Source organism: Bacillus sp. SDLI1 (assembly GCF_001553895.1).
GTDB lineage: Bacteria > Bacillota > Bacilli > Bacillales > Bacillaceae > Bacillus > Bacillus siamensis.
The window spans coordinates 3,335,282-3,352,708 of sequence record NZ_CP013950.1 but is presented as its reverse complement, the minus strand read 5'-3'; the positions used below and the strand labels follow the sequence as shown (position 1 = coordinate 3,352,708).

Here is a 17,427-nt window from a genome sequence, read left to right as displayed (position 1 = left end):
TAAATTTAGTGATTAAATATAGTTTTCTTTGAAAGAACGAACTTTTCCGTACTGAATGATTGGTTATCTTGTTTCCATTTCACTTGAACCGTTATCTTAGATCTTTTTAGATCAGATTCTTCTAAGCGTTCTAAAAATGAAAATGATTTTTCTTTAGCTGATCCGTCGCTAGAGGTGCCACCTGAATAATCTTTCATAGGGATATCGCTGTTAAAATCTGAAGAATCAAGAAGTGTTTTATTATCTTTCATTATTGTTATGGATTCTATATAAGTTTTATCAGTTTTATCTTTATCGCCAATCCAAAGGATCTCCCCACTGAACTCCTTTGGAGCATCTTCATTCTTTTTAAAGACCACCTCCCAGTTATGATCCTTACTTTTACCTTCCCAGTTAGGATATTCGAGATTGTAATGGTTATAGATTTTTAATGAAAAAAACACTAGGAAAATGATCACCAAAGCAGAAACTGTAAATAAAACGGGCCTTTTATACTCGTCCTTCATAAACAACCTCCAAAAAATGTATTGATTTCCCTTTAAAAGTAATTAATATATAATAGTACCATAAATACAAAAAAGGAGAAACAAATGAAAAAAGTTGCAATGAGTCTTTTAGTAACATCAGTTTTGAGTTTTACTTTTCTTAATAATGCTCAAGCAGTTGAAGCCACAAATGAGAATTTAACAGTTAAACAAGGGGAAACTGAAGTACAAAAGTACTTAAAATCATTCTGATCATAACAAAAATTGAACGAGTTGCTGATGCATGACTGGTTCTTTTTTTTCTAAAAAAAATTAGAGATGAGTTATTGAATACTATCTATTATGATGTAGAAAGAGGAATATTCTGTGTGCAAATATTCTTTTTGGTGCTTTCAAACCAGTCTGTTTGAGTGAGATTTAACGTATAGTATGCTGCAATCCAAATTAATTATCATTCGTATAGTACTTGCCATTGGCGAGATAGTGATTTTATATTACGGAATCACGAAGAAATAGAGAAAGCAGGGACTCATCCTGCTTTCCCTATTTCTTCTATTGCATACTGCACATGGCTTTTTTTCTGCTGATAAGACGCTCCCTATTTTCACGCTATTTCCTCCTCAGCGCCAACAGGCTTTCCGTCTTGGACTTATATTCAATAAGACAATTCACCTCCATCCCATTTAATGCGGGTGACCTTACCCTGATTTGTATCTTTGTTTCCCTGTATGTGGGCAGCGGAACCTTCCTTGCAAGAGAATAAAAAAAGCACCCAATCCGGGTGCTTCATACATTAAAATCCTCGTCCTTCCTTCTTTCATCACACCATACTGAGCTGCGGTTCGAATAATTCATAGTGAATCGATTCCGGCGGTGCATTGAATTCGGAAATCAGCTTTTTCATTGCCTTAATGAATGATGGTGATCCGCATAGATAAAAATCAGCATCTTTTTCTGTCATCACTTCTTCTAACAGCTGTTTGTCAATCCGGCCTTCCCGAAAATGAATGTTTTCTGAGCGGTCTTGTTCGGACGGGTCGCTGTAAATAAAGACGGTGGCAACGGATGAGTGTTCAGCGGCTTCTTCAGCTTCATGCCGCAGCGCATGATACTCGCCGCTCCTTGCCGCATGGATAAAGAGAACATTTCGCTGCGGCTGGGTTTTGGCAACCGTCTTTAACATGCTGATCATCGGGGTAATTCCGACACCGGCACTGATGAGAACCAGATTCTTTTTGGAATCAGGGTCTAATACGAAGTCTCCGGCCGGAGCGCTGATCTCAATTGAATCCTTTTCGTGTAATTGGTCATGCAGATATGAGGAAACAACCCCTTCTTTTTTAACGGAAATCCGGTAATAATCCTTACCGGACACATCGGACAAGCTGTACTGGCGGATATGTGTATAACCCGTATCCGGAATGTATACTTTTACACTGATATATTGTCCCGCTTTGAATTCGGGGAGAACTTGTCCGTCTTCCGGTTTTAAATAAAAAGACATGATCTCTTTGCTTTCTTTTACTTTTTTATCAATTTTAAACGCCTTATAGTCTTTCCAGCCGCCTTTTTGTGTTTCCGCTTGTTCATACATTTCCTTCTCAATACCGATAAATGCGTCTGCAATGACGCCGTATGCTTTTTCCCATGCCTGAATGACCTCAGGGGAAGCCCCGTCTTTTAACACATCCTTTATCGCGATTAACAAGTACTTGCCAACGATTGGATAATGCTCGGGCTTAACTCCGATACTCCGGTGTTTTTGACTGATTTGTTTAACGACGGGAACGATGTTTTCCAAGCGGTCAATATTGGCGGCGGCCGCGATCACAGCATTCGACAAAGCTGTACGCTGGGTTTTTTTCTTTTGATTCGTCTGATTAAAGACATTCAGCAGCTCAGGGTGATGCTGAAACAGCAGGTCATAAAATCGTCCTGTGATTTCTTCACCGTGCTCTTCCAAGACCGGCACTGTGCTTTTAACGATTTCAATTGTTTTTTCATCGAGCATTCAGAAATCCCTCCAAAGATGTCAGCATCTCGTTGAACTGAGAAAAGAATTATGTTGAATTCTTTTTTATAAATTTCCCTGATTAAAAAGCATTAACCATCCCAATTTAAAGCGAATTCAGGAAAAACCATACAGATACTATCCGCTCCTTATTGCAAACTGCAAAAATGTGGACTTGCCGTGGTGTACTTGTCCGATGCAAAATCCCCCTTGTCAGCATTTAATAAAGTACGGGAGGTGAGATGAATGGGTAAAAAATCGAAAGTATATTACTGTGACCCTAAGTATATTGTGACTGACACGTATACTGACAAAGAAGTGGTTTACGTCCATCCCATCAAACACATTAAAAGAGAGCATATCCGTTATGTTCCCCGCCACGTATATCAAGAAGAAACAATTCATGAGGTTATTGATCCGGGCGATCCCGGGAAATGCGGATGTAAAAAGCATAAAAAAAGACACAAAAAGTAATCGGTTCGATTTCTTGCCTTATCTCAGGTTAAACACGCAAGTTTCAGCAGGCCTCCGTACCTTTTGGCTCCTCTTTTTCAGAGGGGTCTTTTTTATGCTTTATCTCCAAGCAAATACGTTGAGAGAGAGCGATCTGCCTGATATCCTTGTCATATACAAACTACACAGGAGGCATGACATATGAGCAAAAAAATCGCAGTTCTGATAACAGACCAATTCGAGGATATTGAATATACAAGCCCGGCAGAAGCATTTAAAGAAGCAGGCCACAGCGTGGTGACAATAGATTTGGAAGCAGGGAAAGAAGTGACGGGCAAGCACGGTGAGAAAGTTAAGATCGATCAAGCGATTTCAGACGCAGACGCCAAGGAATTCGATGCGTTATTAATCCCTGGAGGCTTTTCACCGGATCTGCTTCGCGGAGATGATCGCCCGGGTGAATTTACTAAAGCATTCGTGGAAAATCAGAAACCCGTTTTTGCGATCTGCCACGGCCCGCAGCTGCTGATTGATACCGACCTTCTGAAAGGGAAAGATATCACGGGATACCGCAGCATCCGCAAAGACTTAATCAATGCCGGCGCCAATTATAAAGATGAAGAAGTCGTTGTCAGCCATAACATCGTAACAAGCAGAACACCTGACGATTTGGAAGCCTTTAATCGCGAATCATTGAATCTGCTGAAATAAGCAAATAAAAATGCACAGACCAGTTCAGTCTGTGCATTTTTTTATGGGTTTATAAAGAAACACCAATAGTTAGACCTATTCTCTTCCTCATCCATAATAAGTAAAATAAAGAGTGGGTTTTTCAACACTCGACGGGAGGTTCGCTTATGTGGATAATCATTTTTCTGCTTATCATTTTAATCGGTTTTACCGGAAATATCGTCTCGCTTTTAAGAGCGCAACGGCGTGCATCTCAAAGAATGATTGAGCTTTTAGAAGAGAAAAGCCGAAAATAACCTTTCAGTTCTGTTTCATCCGTAATAATAATAAAAATTTCGGCAGATTTCCTGAAAGATGATTTGATGCCCTGTCTCGTTCGGATGAAGGCCTTCTGACATGCACATTTTACGGAAAGCGGGATTATACGGGTCGATGAGATCTGTATCAAATAGGTCGGCATACGGTACAGAAAGCAGGGTACAGGCTTCTTTCTGGGCTTTCACATAGTCAGCCAGCTTCAAACCCAGTTTATTTTTATCAGTATCACGGCGGACGATTTTTCCATTTGACATTTTCGCTTGTTTCGTCGGGGTTACTGCAATGATGCTCGTGCCTTTATTTCTGCTGCGGAGCTGCTGAATGACTTGGCAGAAACCTCCGTAAAATGAAGTGATATCTTTTTCATCTGTGCCGATGGGGATGTGGCCGCACCAATCATCATCTGTTCCCTGCACGATAATGACATCTTGTCCCGACGTTTTAAGCGATTGCTGATAAATGTTATCGTTTCCGTTGTTGCTCATATTGACGCCGCTGACAGACAGATTGGTGATTTCGGCGTTTGTCCGGTCTTTCAGAATGTCACCAAAGCTGTATTTCGCACGCAGCCCCCGGGCGACGCTGTCACCTAAGATCGCGATTTTCGAAGCCTTCCGCAGCCTGCTTATGCTGATGAAGTCAACGCTGATATGCCCGCTGTCCGTGATATGCAAAAGCTTGCTGCTGATATCCTGCGAATAGATTGTTTTTCCTTCAGAGTCTTGATACATTTCCTCATTCAGCTTCATTCGGCGTCATCCCTTCCTGTTTTACCCTACGGCATGTTGTTCAAAAATCAAAAACGGACACGAACAAACAGCGTCATGTTGTCAGTTCAGTGTCCGCAGGTAATACTGGAGTTTTTATGCAGTCCCTTTATTGCCATTATAGCAGATCATCTATCATCGTTTCTACAGTCAGCATTTAAAACAGCGTTTGCGGGAAGAGCGGCGTTTCTTTTGGGACCGTCTTGTGCGATGTGTCCGTTTTTTGCTGCGTGAGCGGTGTGTCCGGTGTGTCCGTTTTTTGCTGCGTGAGCGGTGTGTCCGGTGCGTCCGTTTTTTGCTGCGCGAACGGTGTGTCCGGTGCGTCCGTTTTTTACTGCGTGAACGGTGTGTCCGGTGCGTCCGTTTTTGGCTGCGTGAACGATGTGTCCGGCGTGTCCGTTTTTTGCTGCGTGAACGGCGCTTGCTTTTTCCAGAAACCGGTTCTTGGTGCAAATACTCCCCTAAACCTTCTCTATGAGCAACGGCGACTCCATGTTCAATTTCTTTAACAGAAATAGCGTTCAATCGTATTCACCTCCCTCTTTCTTTACACCATAACGTATGAAATGAACGCCTCTCTTGTATAAGCTTCTCTCTCAATCCGTGATAGAAATAGTCATTTACATAACAAAAAGACCCGTATAAACGGGCCTTTCTGGTTAAAACGCAAAATACAAGAACTGATTTATTTCTTCCTTTCACTCTCCGGCTCGGCATGAATCATCACCTGTGCTTGTTTAAATTCATCCGTAATATCCCTTTCAATGCGGTCACACAAGTCATGCACATCTTTAATCGTCACGTGAGACGCCACGACCATGTGAAAATCAATATACTCCTGCGGGCCGGACCGCCTTGTGCGAAAATCGTGAATTTCAATAAATTCGTGATGGAATGTTTCGATAATCTTTAAAATTGTTTTTTCTTCCTCTGCTGACAAACGGGTGTCAATCAGCGGCGGAAATGCTTCTTTCATTAACTTAAACGCTTCATATATGATATACACCGCCAGCACCATACCTATGATCGGATCAAGTATGTACCACTTCGTTAATGTAACGACCAAAAGGCTTGCCGCTACGCCTAATGAGGTGTACACGTCAGTCAGTAAGTGCAGGGCATTTGATTTCATTGCCACGGAATTAACCTTTACAGCTTCTCTTTTTACTAATTTCGAGACGATCAAATTAATGAGAGCTCCCGCAAGCATCACAACGATTCCCAATACCGGCAGATGAACAGGCTCCGGGTTTACCAGTTTTTGAACGCATTCATATATCATCCAAATCCCCGCCGCAAAAATCAGCATTGTTTCGATCGTTCCGGACAGATTCTCGACCTTTCCATGGCCGTACGGATGCCCTGTATCAGCCGGCTTTTTTGAAATCCTGACGGAAATAAAAGCGATGAAGGCGGCGATCAGATCTAAAAAAGAATGAATGGCTTCGGAAAGTATTGCGACAGACCCGGTTACCATGCCTACCGCTATTTTGAGCATGACGACCAGAGAATTGCTTATCACTGATAAAAAAGCGATTTTAGAGGTGTTTTCCACCATGATCCTCCTCATTTTGACTTCTTGAATTTATCGTACCAAACGGCATCCGTGTGGGTCTACGGCAACGTTTTTCACAAGAGCCATACAAGTAACTCGCCCTAAAATAAGTTGGAAAGCGGAAACACAAGCGAATCGTTCTTTCAGCACTCAAGTCCCATTGACAACATACAACCGCTTACATTATAGTAGTTTCATGAATAACCACTATGGAGGATGTTTATGGAGGACGTTCTGAAAGAACTGCAGAAATTCGGATTTTCTCAATACGAATGCAAAGCATATATCGGCTTGTTGAAACACTCGCCTGTTACCGGATATGAAATCAGTAAAAGGTCAGGCGTCCCCCGCTCAATGATCTATGAAGTATTGGGTAAATTAGTTGATAAAGGCGCTGTCCATATTGTGCCGTCTGATCCGGTTACATATGCCCCGCTGGCCGGAAAGGAATTAATCGACCGGCTGCGGCATGACTTCGAGAGCTCCTTCGGCTATCTTGAAGAGAAATTATTGGCGCTTGAAAGCGAGCAGGAGATGAATGTCATCCGCCGCATCAGCACAAATGATCATGTCATCAATGAATTGAAGGATATGATTGAAAAAGCCGAGGAAGAATTGTGGCTGTCTGTCTGGGAACAGCAGATTCCCTTTATTCAAGAGGCCGTTAACAAACGCGCCGCCGAAAAATTGCCCGTCTTTTCGATTGTGTTCGGCCCTCCGGAAGTGAAGCTCGGAAATACGACACATCATAATATGTCTCCTGAAGTGGCGGAAAAACGCATGGGCGGAAGATTAACGATAGCAGCACGGGATAATAAAGAAGTCTTAATCGCCAATTTTTCCCCGCAGACGAATGCCTGGGCCATTAAAACAGAAGATCCCGCTCTCGTTCTCGTGGCCATGGAATATATGAGGCATGACCTGATGTTTGCGGAGCTTGTGAAAGAAGTCGGAGCTGAAAAAGTTGAAGGTCTGATGAAACAAAACCATTCTTTATTTCATGTCGTCACCGGAAATCGGTTCATTTAAATGTGAACCGTATTTTCTTTGATTTTTTCATTAGTCGTTATCATTATAATCTCTAAGGAAGGAGTATAAAAATGATTCAGACAGAAGTGCAAAAAACAGCCGTTTCCCGGGAAATGAACGATACGTTTTTACAGGGGGTGCGGGATTGTGTGCCTACACTGCTGGGCTATATGAGTGTCGGTTTTGCTTTTGGCATTGTTGGCGTTGCCTCACACCTCAGTATTCTTGAAATTTGTTTGTTATCCTTGCTGGTCTATGCCGGCGCCGCCCAATTTATTATTTGCTCACTCCTTGTTTCCGGGAGTCCGACTTCCGCCATTATTTTAACGACGTTCATCGTCAATCTGCGGCACCTGCTCCTGAGTCTGACCATCGCGCCTTATTTCACAAAATACTCTTTGGTGAAGAATATCGGCTTCGGTGCTTTGCTTACTGATGAATCTTTCGGGGTAGCGGTGAACAAGGCGGTTCAGAACGGCAAGCTGTACGATAAGTGGATGAACGGCCTCAATATAACCGCCTATGCGTGCTGGATTATTTCTTGTGTGATGGGCGGGCTTCTCGGACAATGGATATCTGATCCTTACGCCCTCGGTCTGGACTTTGCTTTGCCCGCTATGTTTGCGGCGCTTTTGGTGCTGCAATTGCAGTCGTCCGCGTCGGAAAAGCTGAAACACAGCCTCTCCCTTATTCTCTATATGATCATTTTTATGATCTTGTTATCGTATTTCGTCCCGTCACACATCGCGGTCATCGTCTCAACCGTAATTGTGGCAACAATCGGGGTGGTGACGGACAAATGAGCATCAGCACGCAAATGATCTGGATTATACTCGGCTGCATGATTGTTACGCTTGTGCCGCGCATTGTTCCGTTTATATTTGTCCGGAACATTCAGATGCCGGAATTGGCTTTAAAGTGGCTCTCCTTTATTCCGCTTTGCATTTTGACCGCCTTGGTAACGGAAAGCATGATCGTAAAAACAAACAGCACTTTGACCTTTGATTGGAAAGCAATGATCGTCCTCATCCCGACATTGCTTTGCGCGATGCGGACGAAAAGCTTATCCATCACGGTCATTACAGGCGTCGTGCTGATGGCCGCCGTCAGACTGATATGGTGACAAACAAAAGCCTCCATCCCTTGGGAATGGAGGCTTTTGTTTTATGAGGTCGGATTTTCTTCTTCCGCCTCAGTTTCTTCGGCTTTGACTTCGGCGTTCATGCTTTGCTGCTGTTCCCAATGATCCCGCTGCAATCTTTCTTTCGCAATGGTAAACATGAAATTCACGGCGCAGCGCCCCTTCCCTGTTTTGCTTATACTATGTACTGTACTCATTTCCCGGTGCAGTATTCGCAAAACATAAAAAAAGCAGCCTGCCGCATTGAGCGGCCGGACTGCTCTTTATTTTCAGTATGTGATCAAGAAGTATTTTTTCTTTCCGCGGCGCAGTACGGTAAATTGATCTTCGATGCGGTCTTCCGCCGTCAGCAGATGACCGATATCCGTCTGGCGCTCTCCGTTAATGTAAACAGCCCCGTTTTGAATGTCTTCGCGGGCCTGCCGTTTTGAAGGCGACAACTTAGATTCCACAAGCACGTCTACTAAAGACAGTTCTTCAGAGCGGTCTTTTTCAAGTGAAGGCACGTCTTTAAAACCTACCTTGACGTCTTGAGCGGAAAGCTCTTTAATATTGCCGCTGAACAGCGCCTGAGAAATATGAACGGCCTGCTCAAACGCTTCACGGCCGTGTACAAGTACAGTCACTTCTTCAGCAAGGCGTTTCTGCGCTTCCCTTTTCTCTGGAGCCGTCTCGGCTTTTTCAGCATAAGCTTCAATTTCCTCTTTTGATAAGAAAGTAAAGTATTTTAAATATTTGACGACGTCACGGTCATCTGTATTGATCCAGAATTGGTAGAATTCATACGGCGATGTCTTTTCTTTATCAAGCCAAATCGCGCCGCCTTCTGTTTTGCCGAATTTCGTGCCGTCAGCTTTTGTGACGAGCGGAATGGTAAGGCCGAACGCTTTCGCCCCTTCTTCTTCCGATTTTCTGATCAGTTCAAGACCTGCCGTGATGTTGCCCCACTGGTCACTGCCTCCGATTTGGAGTTTGCAGTTCTTTTCTCTGTACAGATTCAGAAAATCGTAGGATTGCAGGATCATGTAGCTGAATTCCGTGTAAGAAATTCCGGTTTCAATTCTTGAGCTTACAGTATCTTTCGCAAGCATGTAGTTGATTCCGAAGTTCTTTCCGACGTCGCGGAGAAAATCAATGATGCTCATTTTTCCGATCCAGTCAAAGTTGTTCGCTATGACGGCTGGGTTTTCTCCTGCATCGAAATCTAAAAATCGGGAAAGCTGATTTTTAATTTTTTGCGACCATTCGACAACGATATCCTGAGTATTTAACGTACGCTCCGCTTTTTTACCGCTCGGATCGCCGATCAGCCCCGTCGCTCCGCCTACAAGCGCAATCGGATGGTGGCCTGCAAGCTGGAAACGGCGCAGTGTCAATATCGGCAGAAGGTGACCGATGTGCAGGCTGTCCGCCGTCGGGTCGAACCCTGAGTATAAACGGATTTTTTCTTCGTTCAGCTGTTTATTCAGTCCTTCTTCATCCGTCATTTGCTGGATTAAGCCGCGGAATGATAAATCTTCTAATAAGTTAGTCATTTTGTCTGCTCCTTTGTTTATGGAAATAAAAAACGCCCCTTCGTTTAAAACGAAGGGACGATATAATCGCGGTACCACCCTACTAATAAAAGCATAAAAAAGCTTTTATCACTCTTTTTGATAACGGACCGTGTCCGTTCTTCCACTACTGAAAGCCTTGGAAGGGCTTTGTTCGCAAAAGCGGTTCATGAGTGTATTCGGCATATCTTATGTGCTGATTTTCACCGGCCATCAGCTCTCTGGAACAATCAGATATCCTACTTGTCTCAATCAAAACCTTTTCGTATGAAGCTTACTCATTTTTAACATAAATAAGATGTCATGTCAACGCCGTCTCTTTAATCTTCCATTGTGGACAGGTCGCCTGCCGGCAGGTCCAGCTCCCACGCCTTCAGCACACGTCTCATGATTTTTCCGCTCCGTGTTTTCGGAAGTTTATCTTTGAATTCAATTTCCCGCGGTGCGGCATGGGCGGCCAGCCCTTGTTTTACAAAAAGGCGAATGTCCTCCTTCAGCTGATCGGATGGCTCATGCCCTTCTCTAAGCGCGATAAATGCTTTAATAATTTCTCCCCGGACAGGGTCCGGCTTTCCGATAACACCGGCTTCGGCAATCGCCGGATGTTCCACAAGTTTGCTTTCGACTTCAAACGGGCCGACGCGCTCGCCGGATGTCATGATGACATCATCGACTCTGCCTTGGAACCAAAAATAACCGTCTTCATCCATATAAGCTGAATCTCCGGAAACATACCAGCCGCCCGGCATGAAATAAGATTCATATTTTTCTTTGTTATTCCAAATGGAATCCATCATGGACGGCCAGCCCTTTTTAATGGCGAGGTTCCCCATTCGGTACGGCGGAAGCTCATTCCCTTGGTTGTCAACGATCGCCGCTTCCACTCCCGGAATCGGTTTCCCCATTGAACCCGGCTTGATCTCCATGCACGGATAATTGCAGATAAGCTGCCCGCCTGTTTCCGTCATCCACCACGTATCGTGAATGCGCTTGCCGAATACTTTATGTCCCCACTTAATGACCTCCGGGTTTAAAGGTTCTCCGACACTCAGGACGTGACGAAGTGAAGTAAGATCAAATTTGGACGCCATTTCATCTCCGGCGCCCATAAGCATTCTGAAAGCCGTCGGAGCGCTGTACCAGACGCTGACACCAAGCTTTTCAATCGTGCCGTACCAGTTTTCCGGACTGAATCTGCCGCCGACGATCACATTCGCCGCTCCGTTCAGCCACGGCGCAAAAATCCCGTACACCGTCCCGGTCACCCAGCCCGGGTCCGCCGTGCACCAATATATATCGTCCTCTTTAAGATCAAGCACCCACTTGCCGGTCTGGTATTGCTGAATCATGGCTTCATGAACGTGAAGCACACCTTTAGGCGTTCCTGTTGATCCTGATGTATAGTGAAGCAGGTATCCGTCTCTTCTGTCCATCCATTCAATATCAAGTCTCGTGCTTTCTCCTTCAGCCGCTTTATCATAATGGATGATTTTATCTCCGATTTCTTTACTGCCGCCGACAATGAAGATATGCTCCAGGTCGGGCAGGCTGTCCGCCGGAATCCGTTCAGCCAGTTCAGGTGTTGTTACGACAACCTTGGCCTGGCTGTTCAACAGGCGGTCTTTGACGGCGCCTTCCATAAACGCTTCAAATAAAGGGCCGGCAATCGCACCGATTTTAATTGCGCCGAGCATGATAAAATAAAGCTCCGGCGAACGCGGCATGAAAATGAAAACGCGGTCCCCTTTTTCTACGTTTCCATACCGTCTCAGCACATTTCCCGCCCGGTTCGATTCCTCCATCATTTCTTTAAACGTGTATTTTTCTTCCCGGTTTGCGTCCTTGTAATACAACGCTACTTTGTTTTTGCGAAATGATTCGGCATGACGGTCAATCGCTTCGTACGCGGCATTCAGCTTTCCGGTCTGATGCCAGAAAAACTCCGTCTCGACTTCTTTCCAATCGAAGCTGCGGTATGTTTCCTCATAATTTTGCAGATGATAATTCCCCTTTTCCGCTGGCAACGTTTTCAAATTCATGCAACATCCCCCTTTGCTTATCTATAGACTAATTATAGTAGATGTTCACAGTTTTCTCAATTTTTAAAATATAAATTGCCGTACTATTGAAAACGCTTTATATTTTGTTATGCTTAAAGGAGATGTGTTTTTATTAAGAACCGACAGGCGGTGAATCAGTGAAACATCATAAAACGTACCATTCTTCATCTATTCAGACAGCAGCCGGCCCTCTTTTGATAGAAGGGCCTGTTCCTCCAGAGGACTTAGCACAGTATGAGTTTCATGAAGGCCTGACAGCCTTTCGCCTTCCTCATGAACAGCACAAAGCGTTAGTCGAAATAGCCGGGCTTCCCGAAGGGCGGATCATCATCGCCAGGGACGGAGAGACGATTATCGGCTATGTGACGTATTTATATCCTGATCCGCTTGAACGGTGGTCTGACGGAAATATGGAAGATCTCCTTGAACTCGGGGCGATCGAGGTCGCTCCCGGCTACAGAGGCTGTTCTGTCGGAAAAACTTTGCTGACTGTCAGCATGATGGATGAACAGATGGAACGGTACATCATCATGACGACAGAATATTACTGGCATTGGGATTTAAAAGGGATGAAAAAAGACGTGTGGGAGTACAGAAAGATCATGGAAAAGATGATGAATGCCGGAGGTCTTGTCTGGTTTGCAACGGATGAACCGGAAATCAGCTCTCATCCGGCCAATTGTCTGATGGCCCGCATCGGCAGGCACGTCAGTCAGGCGTCAATTGAACAGTTCGACAGACTTCGTTTTTATCAGCGATTTATGTATTGACTGACATACAAAGGGGATAAAAAGATGATTGCAGAACAAATCATGAAACGGGACGTCATCACCGTCACAAAAAACGACTCCATAGAAACAGCCGTACATAAAATGAAGGCATATCATATCCGCCATCTCCCTGTCATCGACGAAGAACTGCACGTTGCCGGCATCGTCACAGACAGAGACATTAAACAGGCGGGCCCGGGCAGCTTTGAACAAGAAGACCGCGTCGCGTTTCTGACAAACAAAGTGGAAACCATTATGAAACGGAATGTCATCTGCGCCCATCCGCTTGATTTCGTAGAGGAAATATCGGCTTCTTTCTATGAGCATGGCATCGGATGTCTGCCGATTACGGTAAATCATAAGCTGACGGGCATTTTAACCAAAACCGATGTACTCCGGACCTTTGTCAGCCTGACAGGCGCAGCCCAGCCGGGATCACAAGTGGAAATTCTGGTGACGGATATGACCAAAAGCCTTGCTGATCTCAGCTGCATGTGCCGCGATCTTCAGCTGCAAATCTTGAGCGTGCTCGTCTATCCCCATGATTCCGCCGGAGCAAATATACTCGTCTTCCGGGTGAAGACGATGAATCCGCTCCCTTTTATCCGCAGCGTTCATGAAGCCGGGTATAATGTCTTATGGCCGAAACAATTGAGGGATCAGTTATGAGAGACAGCGTTTTTGTTTACTCGCCTTCTTATCAGACGTATCAATTTCATCAGGATCACCCGTTTAATCAGCAGCGAGTGCTTTTGACATACGAGCTGCTTCAGGCGGCGGACGCGTTTGAAGAGGGAGATATCGCCGCTCCGCGCATGGCTTCTAAAGAAGAGCTGGCACTCGTTCATACAGAGGATTACATACAGGCGGTTGAACTAGCGGGGGCGGGCCGGCTTCCTGCCGCAGAAGGAGAAAGCTACGGGCTAGGAACGGAAGACACCCCAGTTTTTGCCGGCATGCATGAAGCCGCGTCGCTTCTGGTGGGCGGCACTTTAACAGCGGCAGATTATGTCATGACGGGACAGGCGAGGCATGCCTGCAATTTAGGCGGGGGCCTTCACCACGGCTTCCGCGGCAGGGCATCGGGCTTTTGTATTTATAATGACAGCGCCGTGGCCATCCAATACATTCAGAAAAACTACGGGGCAAAGGTGTTATACATTGATACCGACGCTCATCACGGCGACGGCGTTCAATTTACGTTTTACGACAGGTCAGATGTCTGCACAGTTTCATTTCACGAAACCGGGCGTTATTTATTTCCCGGGACGGGACAGGTACTGGAAAAAGGAAGCGGGCAAGGCTACGGCTATTCTTTTAACATTCCGCTGGACGCTTTCACAGAGGACGATTCCTTTCTTCACGCTTACAAAACGGCCGCTTCAGAAATCGCGGCTTTTTTTAAGCCGGATGTAATCCTGACACAGAACGGAGCGGACGCCCATTATTACGACCCATTGACACACCTGTCCACTACCATCTCCATCTATCAGGAGATCCCCCGGCTCGCTCACTCATTAGCGCATCAACATTGCAGCGGCAGATGGATCGCGGTCGGCGGAGGCGGATACGATATTTGGCGAGTCGTCCCGAGAGCATGGAGCCGCATATGGCTTGAGATGAAAGGGATTGATCCCGGGGAGCGCATACCGCAGGAGTGGATTCATAAATGGCAGAAACACTCGCCCTATACCCTGCCCGCGTTTTGGAGTGACCCTGAACAATTATATCCTCCGATTCCCCGAAAAGAAGAAATATCAGAAAAAAACGCCCAAACCGTGGAAAAAGCGCTTTTTGCCATCCGGTCTGAACAGAGGTATAAAACAAAATAAAAAAACGACCCTTACGAGGAGGTCGTTTTTTTTATGACAATTTCCACACGGCGGTTCTCATTCATATGACCGGGGCTTTTGTTGTCCTTCACAGGTTTCGTATCCGCGTATCCGACTGAAATAAACCGTTTTGTGGAAAAGTCTTCTTTCGCGGTAAAATACCGGATCACACTCGCCGCTCTTGCAGACGATAGCTCCCAGTTCGACGGGAATTGATAGGTGGAAATCCGGCGGCTGTCCGTATGGCCTTCCACTTGAATGTCATTCGGAATTGTTTTCAAAAGCACTGCGATCTGATGCAGGACTGGCTCGGCGTTTTTCAGCACATCCGCTTTTCCTGTCTGAAACAGAACGGCCTCCTGCAGCACAAGAACCACTCCGCGCTCATCGCGCTTCGCCGTTAATTTGGAACTCAAATGGTGCGATTTTATGTATGTTTTCACGTTCTGCAGCAGCAAATCCTGTTCTTTATTTTCGTTTGCTTTGTCTGATGACGCCGGTTCACCTCCGCTGCCGTTTGTATGAATCGATGAAACGGCTGATTGAAATTTTTCCGCGTCTATTTGCGACATGGAAAAAAGCAATATAAAGAACACAAGAATGAGCGTGATCAAGTCAGCGAACGTCACCATCCATCTTGGTGAACCGCCGGAATGTTCCGGTTTGTTTCTTCTTTCAAAACGCTCTCTTCTAAGCTTCATGGACAGCGCCCTTTTTCTTGTTCGCAGGCTGCTCTTTACGCCAGTCTTCTCTTGAGCTGAAAACGACGAGCTGACTTTCGAGGTTGCGGGGATTTTTTCCCGATTGGATGCCGACAACCCCTTCGATCATAACCTGTTTGATGAAAATTTCACTTTCCGTTTTTTCTTCAAGCTTTGCCGCGATAGGGATAAACACGAGATTGGCAAGCAGCGCGCCGTACAGCGTCGTCAATAGCGCAACAGCCATGTTCGGCCCGAGGGTATGCGGGTCATTTAAATTTTTAAGCATGAGCACGAGTCCGACAAGCGTCCCGATCATTCCCCAGGCGGGCGCGAAATCACCAGCTTTTTCAAAAACGCGTCTTCCTTTTCTGTGTCGTTCTTCCATCGCGGCGATCTCAGAATCCATCACCAGCCGGATCGTTTCTTCGTCCCAGCCGTCAATCGCAAGCAAAAGCCCTTTTTTCAAAAACGGATCCTTAATCTCGCGCGCCCGGTCCTCCAGAGACAACAGCCCCTGTCTTCGCGCCTGCTCCGCAAGGCTGACGAATACTCTGACAAGGTCCTTCACATTGTCATCCTGACGGGAAAATACCTGTTTTAAAACAGAAGGGGTTTTCTTTAAATCCCGAGGCGGAAAGCTGATAAAGACCGCCGCGGCAAGGCCGCCTGTGACGATTAAAAAAGAAGTCAGATCTAAAAATGAACTGATTCCCGCAAGTCCCGTTCCTGAGAGAATTCCGATTGCGACAATAATACATCCTAACATAAATCCAACGGGTGTCAGATAATCAAAACGTTTCATATCTTCTCCTTACTCAAGTAAAAAAGCAAGATTCCACTCCTCAGAGTGAAGCTTGCTTTTCCGTTTTTTTATGACTTTGTTGATTGTCTTAATTCGATGCGGTGAGGCAGCTCAACGATATGCTCTTCAACCGGCTCTTTGTTCATCAGTTTTGTCAAAAGCCTCATCGCCACGGCTCCGATATCGTAAGTAGGCTGCACGACTGTGGAAAGCTGAGGGCGGACCATCAGGCTCAATCTCGTATTGTCAAAACCGATAATATCAAGATCGTCAGGAATCGACAGACCTTGATCCTGAGCCGCATGAATAATGCCGAGCGCCATTTCATCCGTTGCAGAAAGGATTGCCGTCGGCTTCCGCTCAAGGCCCATTAAGCTTTGAAGCGCCTCCATTCCGGAATCATAGGTGTAATCGCCTTCCGCTACGAACTGCTCATTAAACGGGATGCCCGCTTCTTCAAGCGCCCGTCTGTACCCTTGCAGTTTTTTCGAGCGGTTGATCGGCTCTGCCATCGGTCCGGAGACAAATGCGATATCGCGATGCCCTTTTTCAATGTAAAGCTTAACGGCATCATAAATCGCCTGTTCATAATCAATGGCGACAGAAGGCGTCTCACCCTGTTCTTCCACTGATGCCGCCAATACGATCGGCACAGGAGAGCGCTTAAATTCTTCGACATGCTCGTCCGTAATGTTTCCGCCCATAAATACGATACCGTCCACTTGTTTGCCGAGCATCGTGTTTAACAGGTGCAGTTCCTTCTCGAGATTTTGGTCCGAGTTGCTTAAAATAATATTATATTTGTACATCGTCGCGATATCTTCAATTCCCCGGGCAAGTTCCGAGTAGAAAATGCTTGAGATATCAGGGATGATGACGCCGACCGTTGTCGTTTTTTTGCTTGCCAGTCCTCTTGCCACCGCGTTCGGGCGGTAGCCGAGCCGGTCAATGGCTTCCAATACTTTTTTTCTGGTCGTCGGTTTTACATTCGGATTGCCGTTTACGACGCGGGAAACAGTCGCCATGCTGACATTTGCTTCTCTGGCCACGTCGTATATCGTAATGTTGCTCACTGAAACCACTCCTTTTACTGGATACACTTATCCTTATCTATAGCATAAACACTTTATGTAAAGAAATGTCGTGCGTTTTCGCATTCTGTCGTTTATGGTTGTAAGCGTAAGTCAGTAGTGTACATTATTTTTCATTATTCATCAAATTTAAATACTTCTCATGAAATTATACACGTTTTTCCCA

Annotated in this window: 21 protein-coding genes and 1 other annotated feature; of the genes, 10 read left to right on the top strand and 11 right to left on the bottom strand. The window is 45.5% G+C overall.

What is annotated here, in order from left to right:
- Positions 1-5: 5 nt before the first annotated feature.
- The gene (locus tag AUL54_RS16445) at positions 6-506 is read right to left on the bottom strand and encodes a DUF4944 domain-containing protein (protein WP_060964546.1); all 501 of its coding nucleotides are present in this window, start codon (positions 504-506) and stop codon (positions 6-8) included.
- An 84-nt stretch (positions 507-590) separates the two neighbouring features.
- Here AUL54_RS16445 and AUL54_RS21355 point away from each other — a divergent pair, with 84 nt between their 5' ends.
- A complete protein-coding gene (locus AUL54_RS21355) occupies positions 591-737 on the top strand; it encodes a hypothetical protein (RefSeq protein ID WP_158509235.1) in 147 nt (48 codons plus the stop codon).
- 568 nt (positions 738-1,305) lie between these two features.
- On the opposite strand, the gene hmpA is transcribed toward AUL54_RS21355, so the two are convergent.
- Positions 1,306-2,496 carry an NO-inducible flavohemoprotein gene (gene hmpA / locus AUL54_RS16440; RefSeq protein ID WP_060964545.1) on the bottom strand — a complete coding sequence of 397 codons (1,191 nt, stop codon included), beginning with the start codon at positions 2,494-2,496 and terminating at the stop codon, positions 1,306-1,308.
- 246 nt (positions 2,497-2,742) lie between these two features.
- On the opposite strand from hmpA, the gene AUL54_RS16435 reads away from it, so the two are divergent.
- The 3 genes from AUL54_RS16435 (at position 2,743) to AUL54_RS21825 (ending at position 3,935) form a co-directional block, all read left to right on the top strand.
- Complete coding sequence (locus AUL54_RS16435; RefSeq protein WP_060964544.1) at positions 2,743-2,970, top strand: hypothetical protein; 228 nt, start codon at positions 2,743-2,745, stop codon at positions 2,968-2,970.
- Positions 2,971-3,150: 180 nt separating this feature from the next.
- Positions 3,151-3,660, top strand: coding sequence for a cysteine protease YraA (locus AUL54_RS16430; RefSeq protein WP_060964543.1), 510 nt, complete (start codon positions 3,151-3,153; stop codon positions 3,658-3,660).
- Positions 3,661-3,806: 146 nt separating this feature from the next.
- On the top strand, positions 3,807-3,935 hold the full coding sequence (locus AUL54_RS21825; protein ID WP_256076118.1) for a hypothetical protein: 129 nt from the start codon (positions 3,807-3,809) through the stop codon (positions 3,933-3,935).
- A gap of 15 nt (positions 3,936-3,950) precedes the next feature.
- Here the strand turns inward: AUL54_RS21825 and AUL54_RS16425 are convergent, their stop codons facing one another.
- From AUL54_RS16425 to AUL54_RS16415, 3 genes are all read right to left on the bottom strand, one after another.
- Complete coding sequence (locus AUL54_RS16425) at positions 3,951-4,706, bottom strand: SGNH/GDSL hydrolase family protein (protein ID WP_060964542.1); 756 nt, start codon at positions 4,704-4,706, stop codon at positions 3,951-3,953.
- Positions 4,707-4,874: 168 nt separating this feature from the next.
- Positions 4,875-5,249 (bottom strand): CotG/ExsB N-terminal domain-containing protein, encoded by a 375-nt coding sequence (locus tag AUL54_RS16420; RefSeq protein ID WP_060964541.1) that lies wholly within the window; start codon positions 5,247-5,249, stop codon positions 4,875-4,877.
- A gap of 160 nt (positions 5,250-5,409) precedes the next feature.
- Positions 5,410-6,282 carry a cation diffusion facilitator family transporter gene (locus tag AUL54_RS16415; protein ID WP_060964540.1) on the bottom strand — a complete coding sequence of 291 codons (873 nt, stop codon included), beginning with the start codon at positions 6,280-6,282 and terminating at the stop codon, positions 5,410-5,412.
- 219 nt (positions 6,283-6,501) lie between these two features.
- Here AUL54_RS16415 and AUL54_RS16410 point away from each other — a divergent pair, with 219 nt between their 5' ends.
- From AUL54_RS16410 to AUL54_RS16400, 3 genes are all read left to right on the top strand, one after another.
- Positions 6,502-7,308: a TrmB family transcriptional regulator gene (locus AUL54_RS16410; protein WP_016938558.1), complete on the top strand. Its 807-nt coding sequence runs from the start codon at positions 6,502-6,504 to the stop codon at positions 7,306-7,308.
- A gap of 71 nt (positions 7,309-7,379) precedes the next feature.
- A complete protein-coding gene (locus tag AUL54_RS16405) occupies positions 7,380-8,111 on the top strand; it encodes an AzlC family ABC transporter permease (RefSeq protein ID WP_060964539.1) in 732 nt (243 codons plus the stop codon).
- Positions 8,108-8,431 carry an AzlD domain-containing protein gene (locus AUL54_RS16400; RefSeq protein ID WP_016938556.1) on the top strand — a complete coding sequence of 108 codons (324 nt, stop codon included), beginning with the start codon at positions 8,108-8,110 and terminating at the stop codon, positions 8,429-8,431. Before AUL54_RS16405 ends, AUL54_RS16400 begins: the two co-directional genes overlap by 4 nt.
- Positions 8,432-8,472: 41 nt before the next feature.
- On the opposite strand, the gene sr7p is transcribed toward AUL54_RS16400, so the two are convergent.
- From sr7p to acsA, 3 genes are all read right to left on the bottom strand, one after another.
- Positions 8,473-8,598 (bottom strand): small protein SR7P, encoded by a 126-nt coding sequence (gene sr7p / locus AUL54_RS21820; protein ID WP_016938555.1) that lies wholly within the window; start codon positions 8,596-8,598, stop codon positions 8,473-8,475.
- Positions 8,599-8,718: 120 nt separating this feature from the next.
- Positions 8,719-9,984 (bottom strand): tyrosine--tRNA ligase, encoded by a 1,266-nt coding sequence (gene tyrS / locus AUL54_RS16395; RefSeq protein ID WP_016938554.1) that lies wholly within the window; start codon positions 9,982-9,984, stop codon positions 8,719-8,721.
- A 50-nt stretch (positions 9,985-10,034) separates the two neighbouring features.
- Positions 10,035-10,267 (bottom strand) — a binding site (T-box leader).
- A 55-nt stretch (positions 10,268-10,322) separates the two neighbouring features.
- Positions 10,323-12,041 (bottom strand): acetate--CoA ligase, encoded by a 1,719-nt coding sequence (gene acsA / locus AUL54_RS16390; RefSeq protein WP_060964538.1) that lies wholly within the window; start codon positions 12,039-12,041, stop codon positions 10,323-10,325.
- Between the two features lie 158 nt (positions 12,042-12,199).
- Here acsA and AUL54_RS16385 point away from each other — a divergent pair, with 158 nt between their 5' ends.
- Genes AUL54_RS16385 through AUL54_RS16375 form a run of 3 tightly spaced genes read left to right on the top strand, consistent with a single transcriptional unit; the run spans position 12,200 to position 14,664 of the window.
- Complete coding sequence (locus tag AUL54_RS16385) at positions 12,200-12,832, top strand: GNAT family N-acetyltransferase (protein ID WP_060964537.1); 633 nt, start codon at positions 12,200-12,202, stop codon at positions 12,830-12,832.
- A 24-nt stretch (positions 12,833-12,856) separates the two neighbouring features.
- The gene (locus AUL54_RS16380) at positions 12,857-13,501 is read left to right on the top strand and encodes an acetoin utilization AcuB family protein (protein ID WP_060964536.1); all 645 of its coding nucleotides are present in this window, start codon (positions 12,857-12,859) and stop codon (positions 13,499-13,501) included.
- The gene (locus AUL54_RS16375) at positions 13,498-14,664 is read left to right on the top strand and encodes an acetoin utilization protein AcuC (RefSeq protein WP_016938550.1); all 1,167 of its coding nucleotides are present in this window, start codon (positions 13,498-13,500) and stop codon (positions 14,662-14,664) included. The genes AUL54_RS16380 and AUL54_RS16375 overlap by 4 nt, the downstream gene beginning before the upstream one ends.
- A gap of 11 nt (positions 14,665-14,675) precedes the next feature.
- Here AUL54_RS16375 and motS read toward each other — a convergent pair whose 3' ends face one another.
- The 3 genes from motS to ccpA form a co-directional block, all read right to left on the bottom strand.
- Positions 14,676-15,365: a flagellar motor protein MotS gene (gene motS / locus AUL54_RS16370; RefSeq protein WP_060964535.1), complete on the bottom strand. Its 690-nt coding sequence runs from the start codon at positions 15,363-15,365 to the stop codon at positions 14,676-14,678.
- Complete coding sequence (gene motP, locus AUL54_RS16365) at positions 15,355-16,170, bottom strand: flagellar motor protein MotP (RefSeq protein ID WP_016938548.1); 816 nt, start codon at positions 16,168-16,170, stop codon at positions 15,355-15,357. The genes motS and motP overlap by 11 nt, the downstream gene beginning before the upstream one ends.
- Before the next feature lie 68 nt (positions 16,171-16,238).
- Positions 16,239-17,243 carry a catabolite control protein A gene (gene ccpA, locus AUL54_RS16360; RefSeq protein ID WP_060964534.1) on the bottom strand — a complete coding sequence of 335 codons (1,005 nt, stop codon included), beginning with the start codon at positions 17,241-17,243 and terminating at the stop codon, positions 16,239-16,241.
- Positions 17,244-17,427 lie beyond the last annotated feature (184 nt).

What these genes read in the sequence shown, in the direction of transcription:
- hmpA (WP_060964545.1), bottom strand. Translation starts at nt 2,496, where the DNA reads ATGCTCGATGAAAAAACAATTGAAATCGTTAAAAGCACAGTGCCGGTC.
- AUL54_RS16430 (WP_060964543.1), top strand. Translation starts at nt 3,151, where the DNA reads ATGAGCAAAAAAATCGCAGTTCTGATAACAGACCAATTCGAGGATATT.
- AUL54_RS16410 (WP_016938558.1), top strand. Translation starts at nt 6,502, where the DNA reads ATGGAGGACGTTCTGAAAGAACTGCAGAAATTCGGATTTTCTCAATAC.
- AUL54_RS16445 (WP_060964546.1), bottom strand. Translation starts at nt 506, where the DNA reads ATGAAGGACGAGTATAAAAGGCCCGTTTTATTTACAGTTTCTGCTTTG.
- AUL54_RS16375 (WP_016938550.1), top strand. Translation starts at nt 13,498, where the DNA reads ATGAGAGACAGCGTTTTTGTTTACTCGCCTTCTTATCAGACGTATCAA.
- AUL54_RS16380 (WP_060964536.1), top strand. Translation starts at nt 12,857, where the DNA reads ATGATTGCAGAACAAATCATGAAACGGGACGTCATCACCGTCACAAAA.
- AUL54_RS21355 (WP_158509235.1), top strand. Translation starts at nt 591, where the DNA reads ATGAAAAAAGTTGCAATGAGTCTTTTAGTAACATCAGTTTTGAGTTTT.
- AUL54_RS16415 (WP_060964540.1), bottom strand. Translation starts at nt 6,282, where the DNA reads ATGGTGGAAAACACCTCTAAAATCGCTTTTTTATCAGTGATAAGCAAT.
- motS (WP_060964535.1), bottom strand. Translation starts at nt 15,365, where the DNA reads ATGAAGCTTAGAAGAGAGCGTTTTGAAAGAAGAAACAAACCGGAACAT.
- motP (WP_016938548.1), bottom strand. Translation starts at nt 16,170, where the DNA reads ATGAAACGTTTTGATTATCTGACACCCGTTGGATTTATGTTAGGATGT.
- AUL54_RS16405 (WP_060964539.1), top strand. Translation starts at nt 7,380, where the DNA reads ATGATTCAGACAGAAGTGCAAAAAACAGCCGTTTCCCGGGAAATGAAC.
- tyrS (WP_016938554.1), bottom strand. Translation starts at nt 9,984, where the DNA reads ATGACTAACTTATTAGAAGATTTATCATTCCGCGGCTTAATCCAGCAA.
- AUL54_RS16425 (WP_060964542.1), bottom strand. Translation starts at nt 4,706, where the DNA reads ATGAAGCTGAATGAGGAAATGTATCAAGACTCTGAAGGAAAAACAATC.
- AUL54_RS16400 (WP_016938556.1), top strand. Translation starts at nt 8,108, where the DNA reads ATGAGCATCAGCACGCAAATGATCTGGATTATACTCGGCTGCATGATT.
- acsA (WP_060964538.1), bottom strand. Translation starts at nt 12,041, where the DNA reads ATGAATTTGAAAACGTTGCCAGCGGAAAAGGGGAATTATCATCTGCAA.
- AUL54_RS16435 (WP_060964544.1), top strand. Translation starts at nt 2,743, where the DNA reads ATGGGTAAAAAATCGAAAGTATATTACTGTGACCCTAAGTATATTGTG.
- AUL54_RS21825 (WP_256076118.1), top strand. Translation starts at nt 3,807, where the DNA reads ATGTGGATAATCATTTTTCTGCTTATCATTTTAATCGGTTTTACCGGA.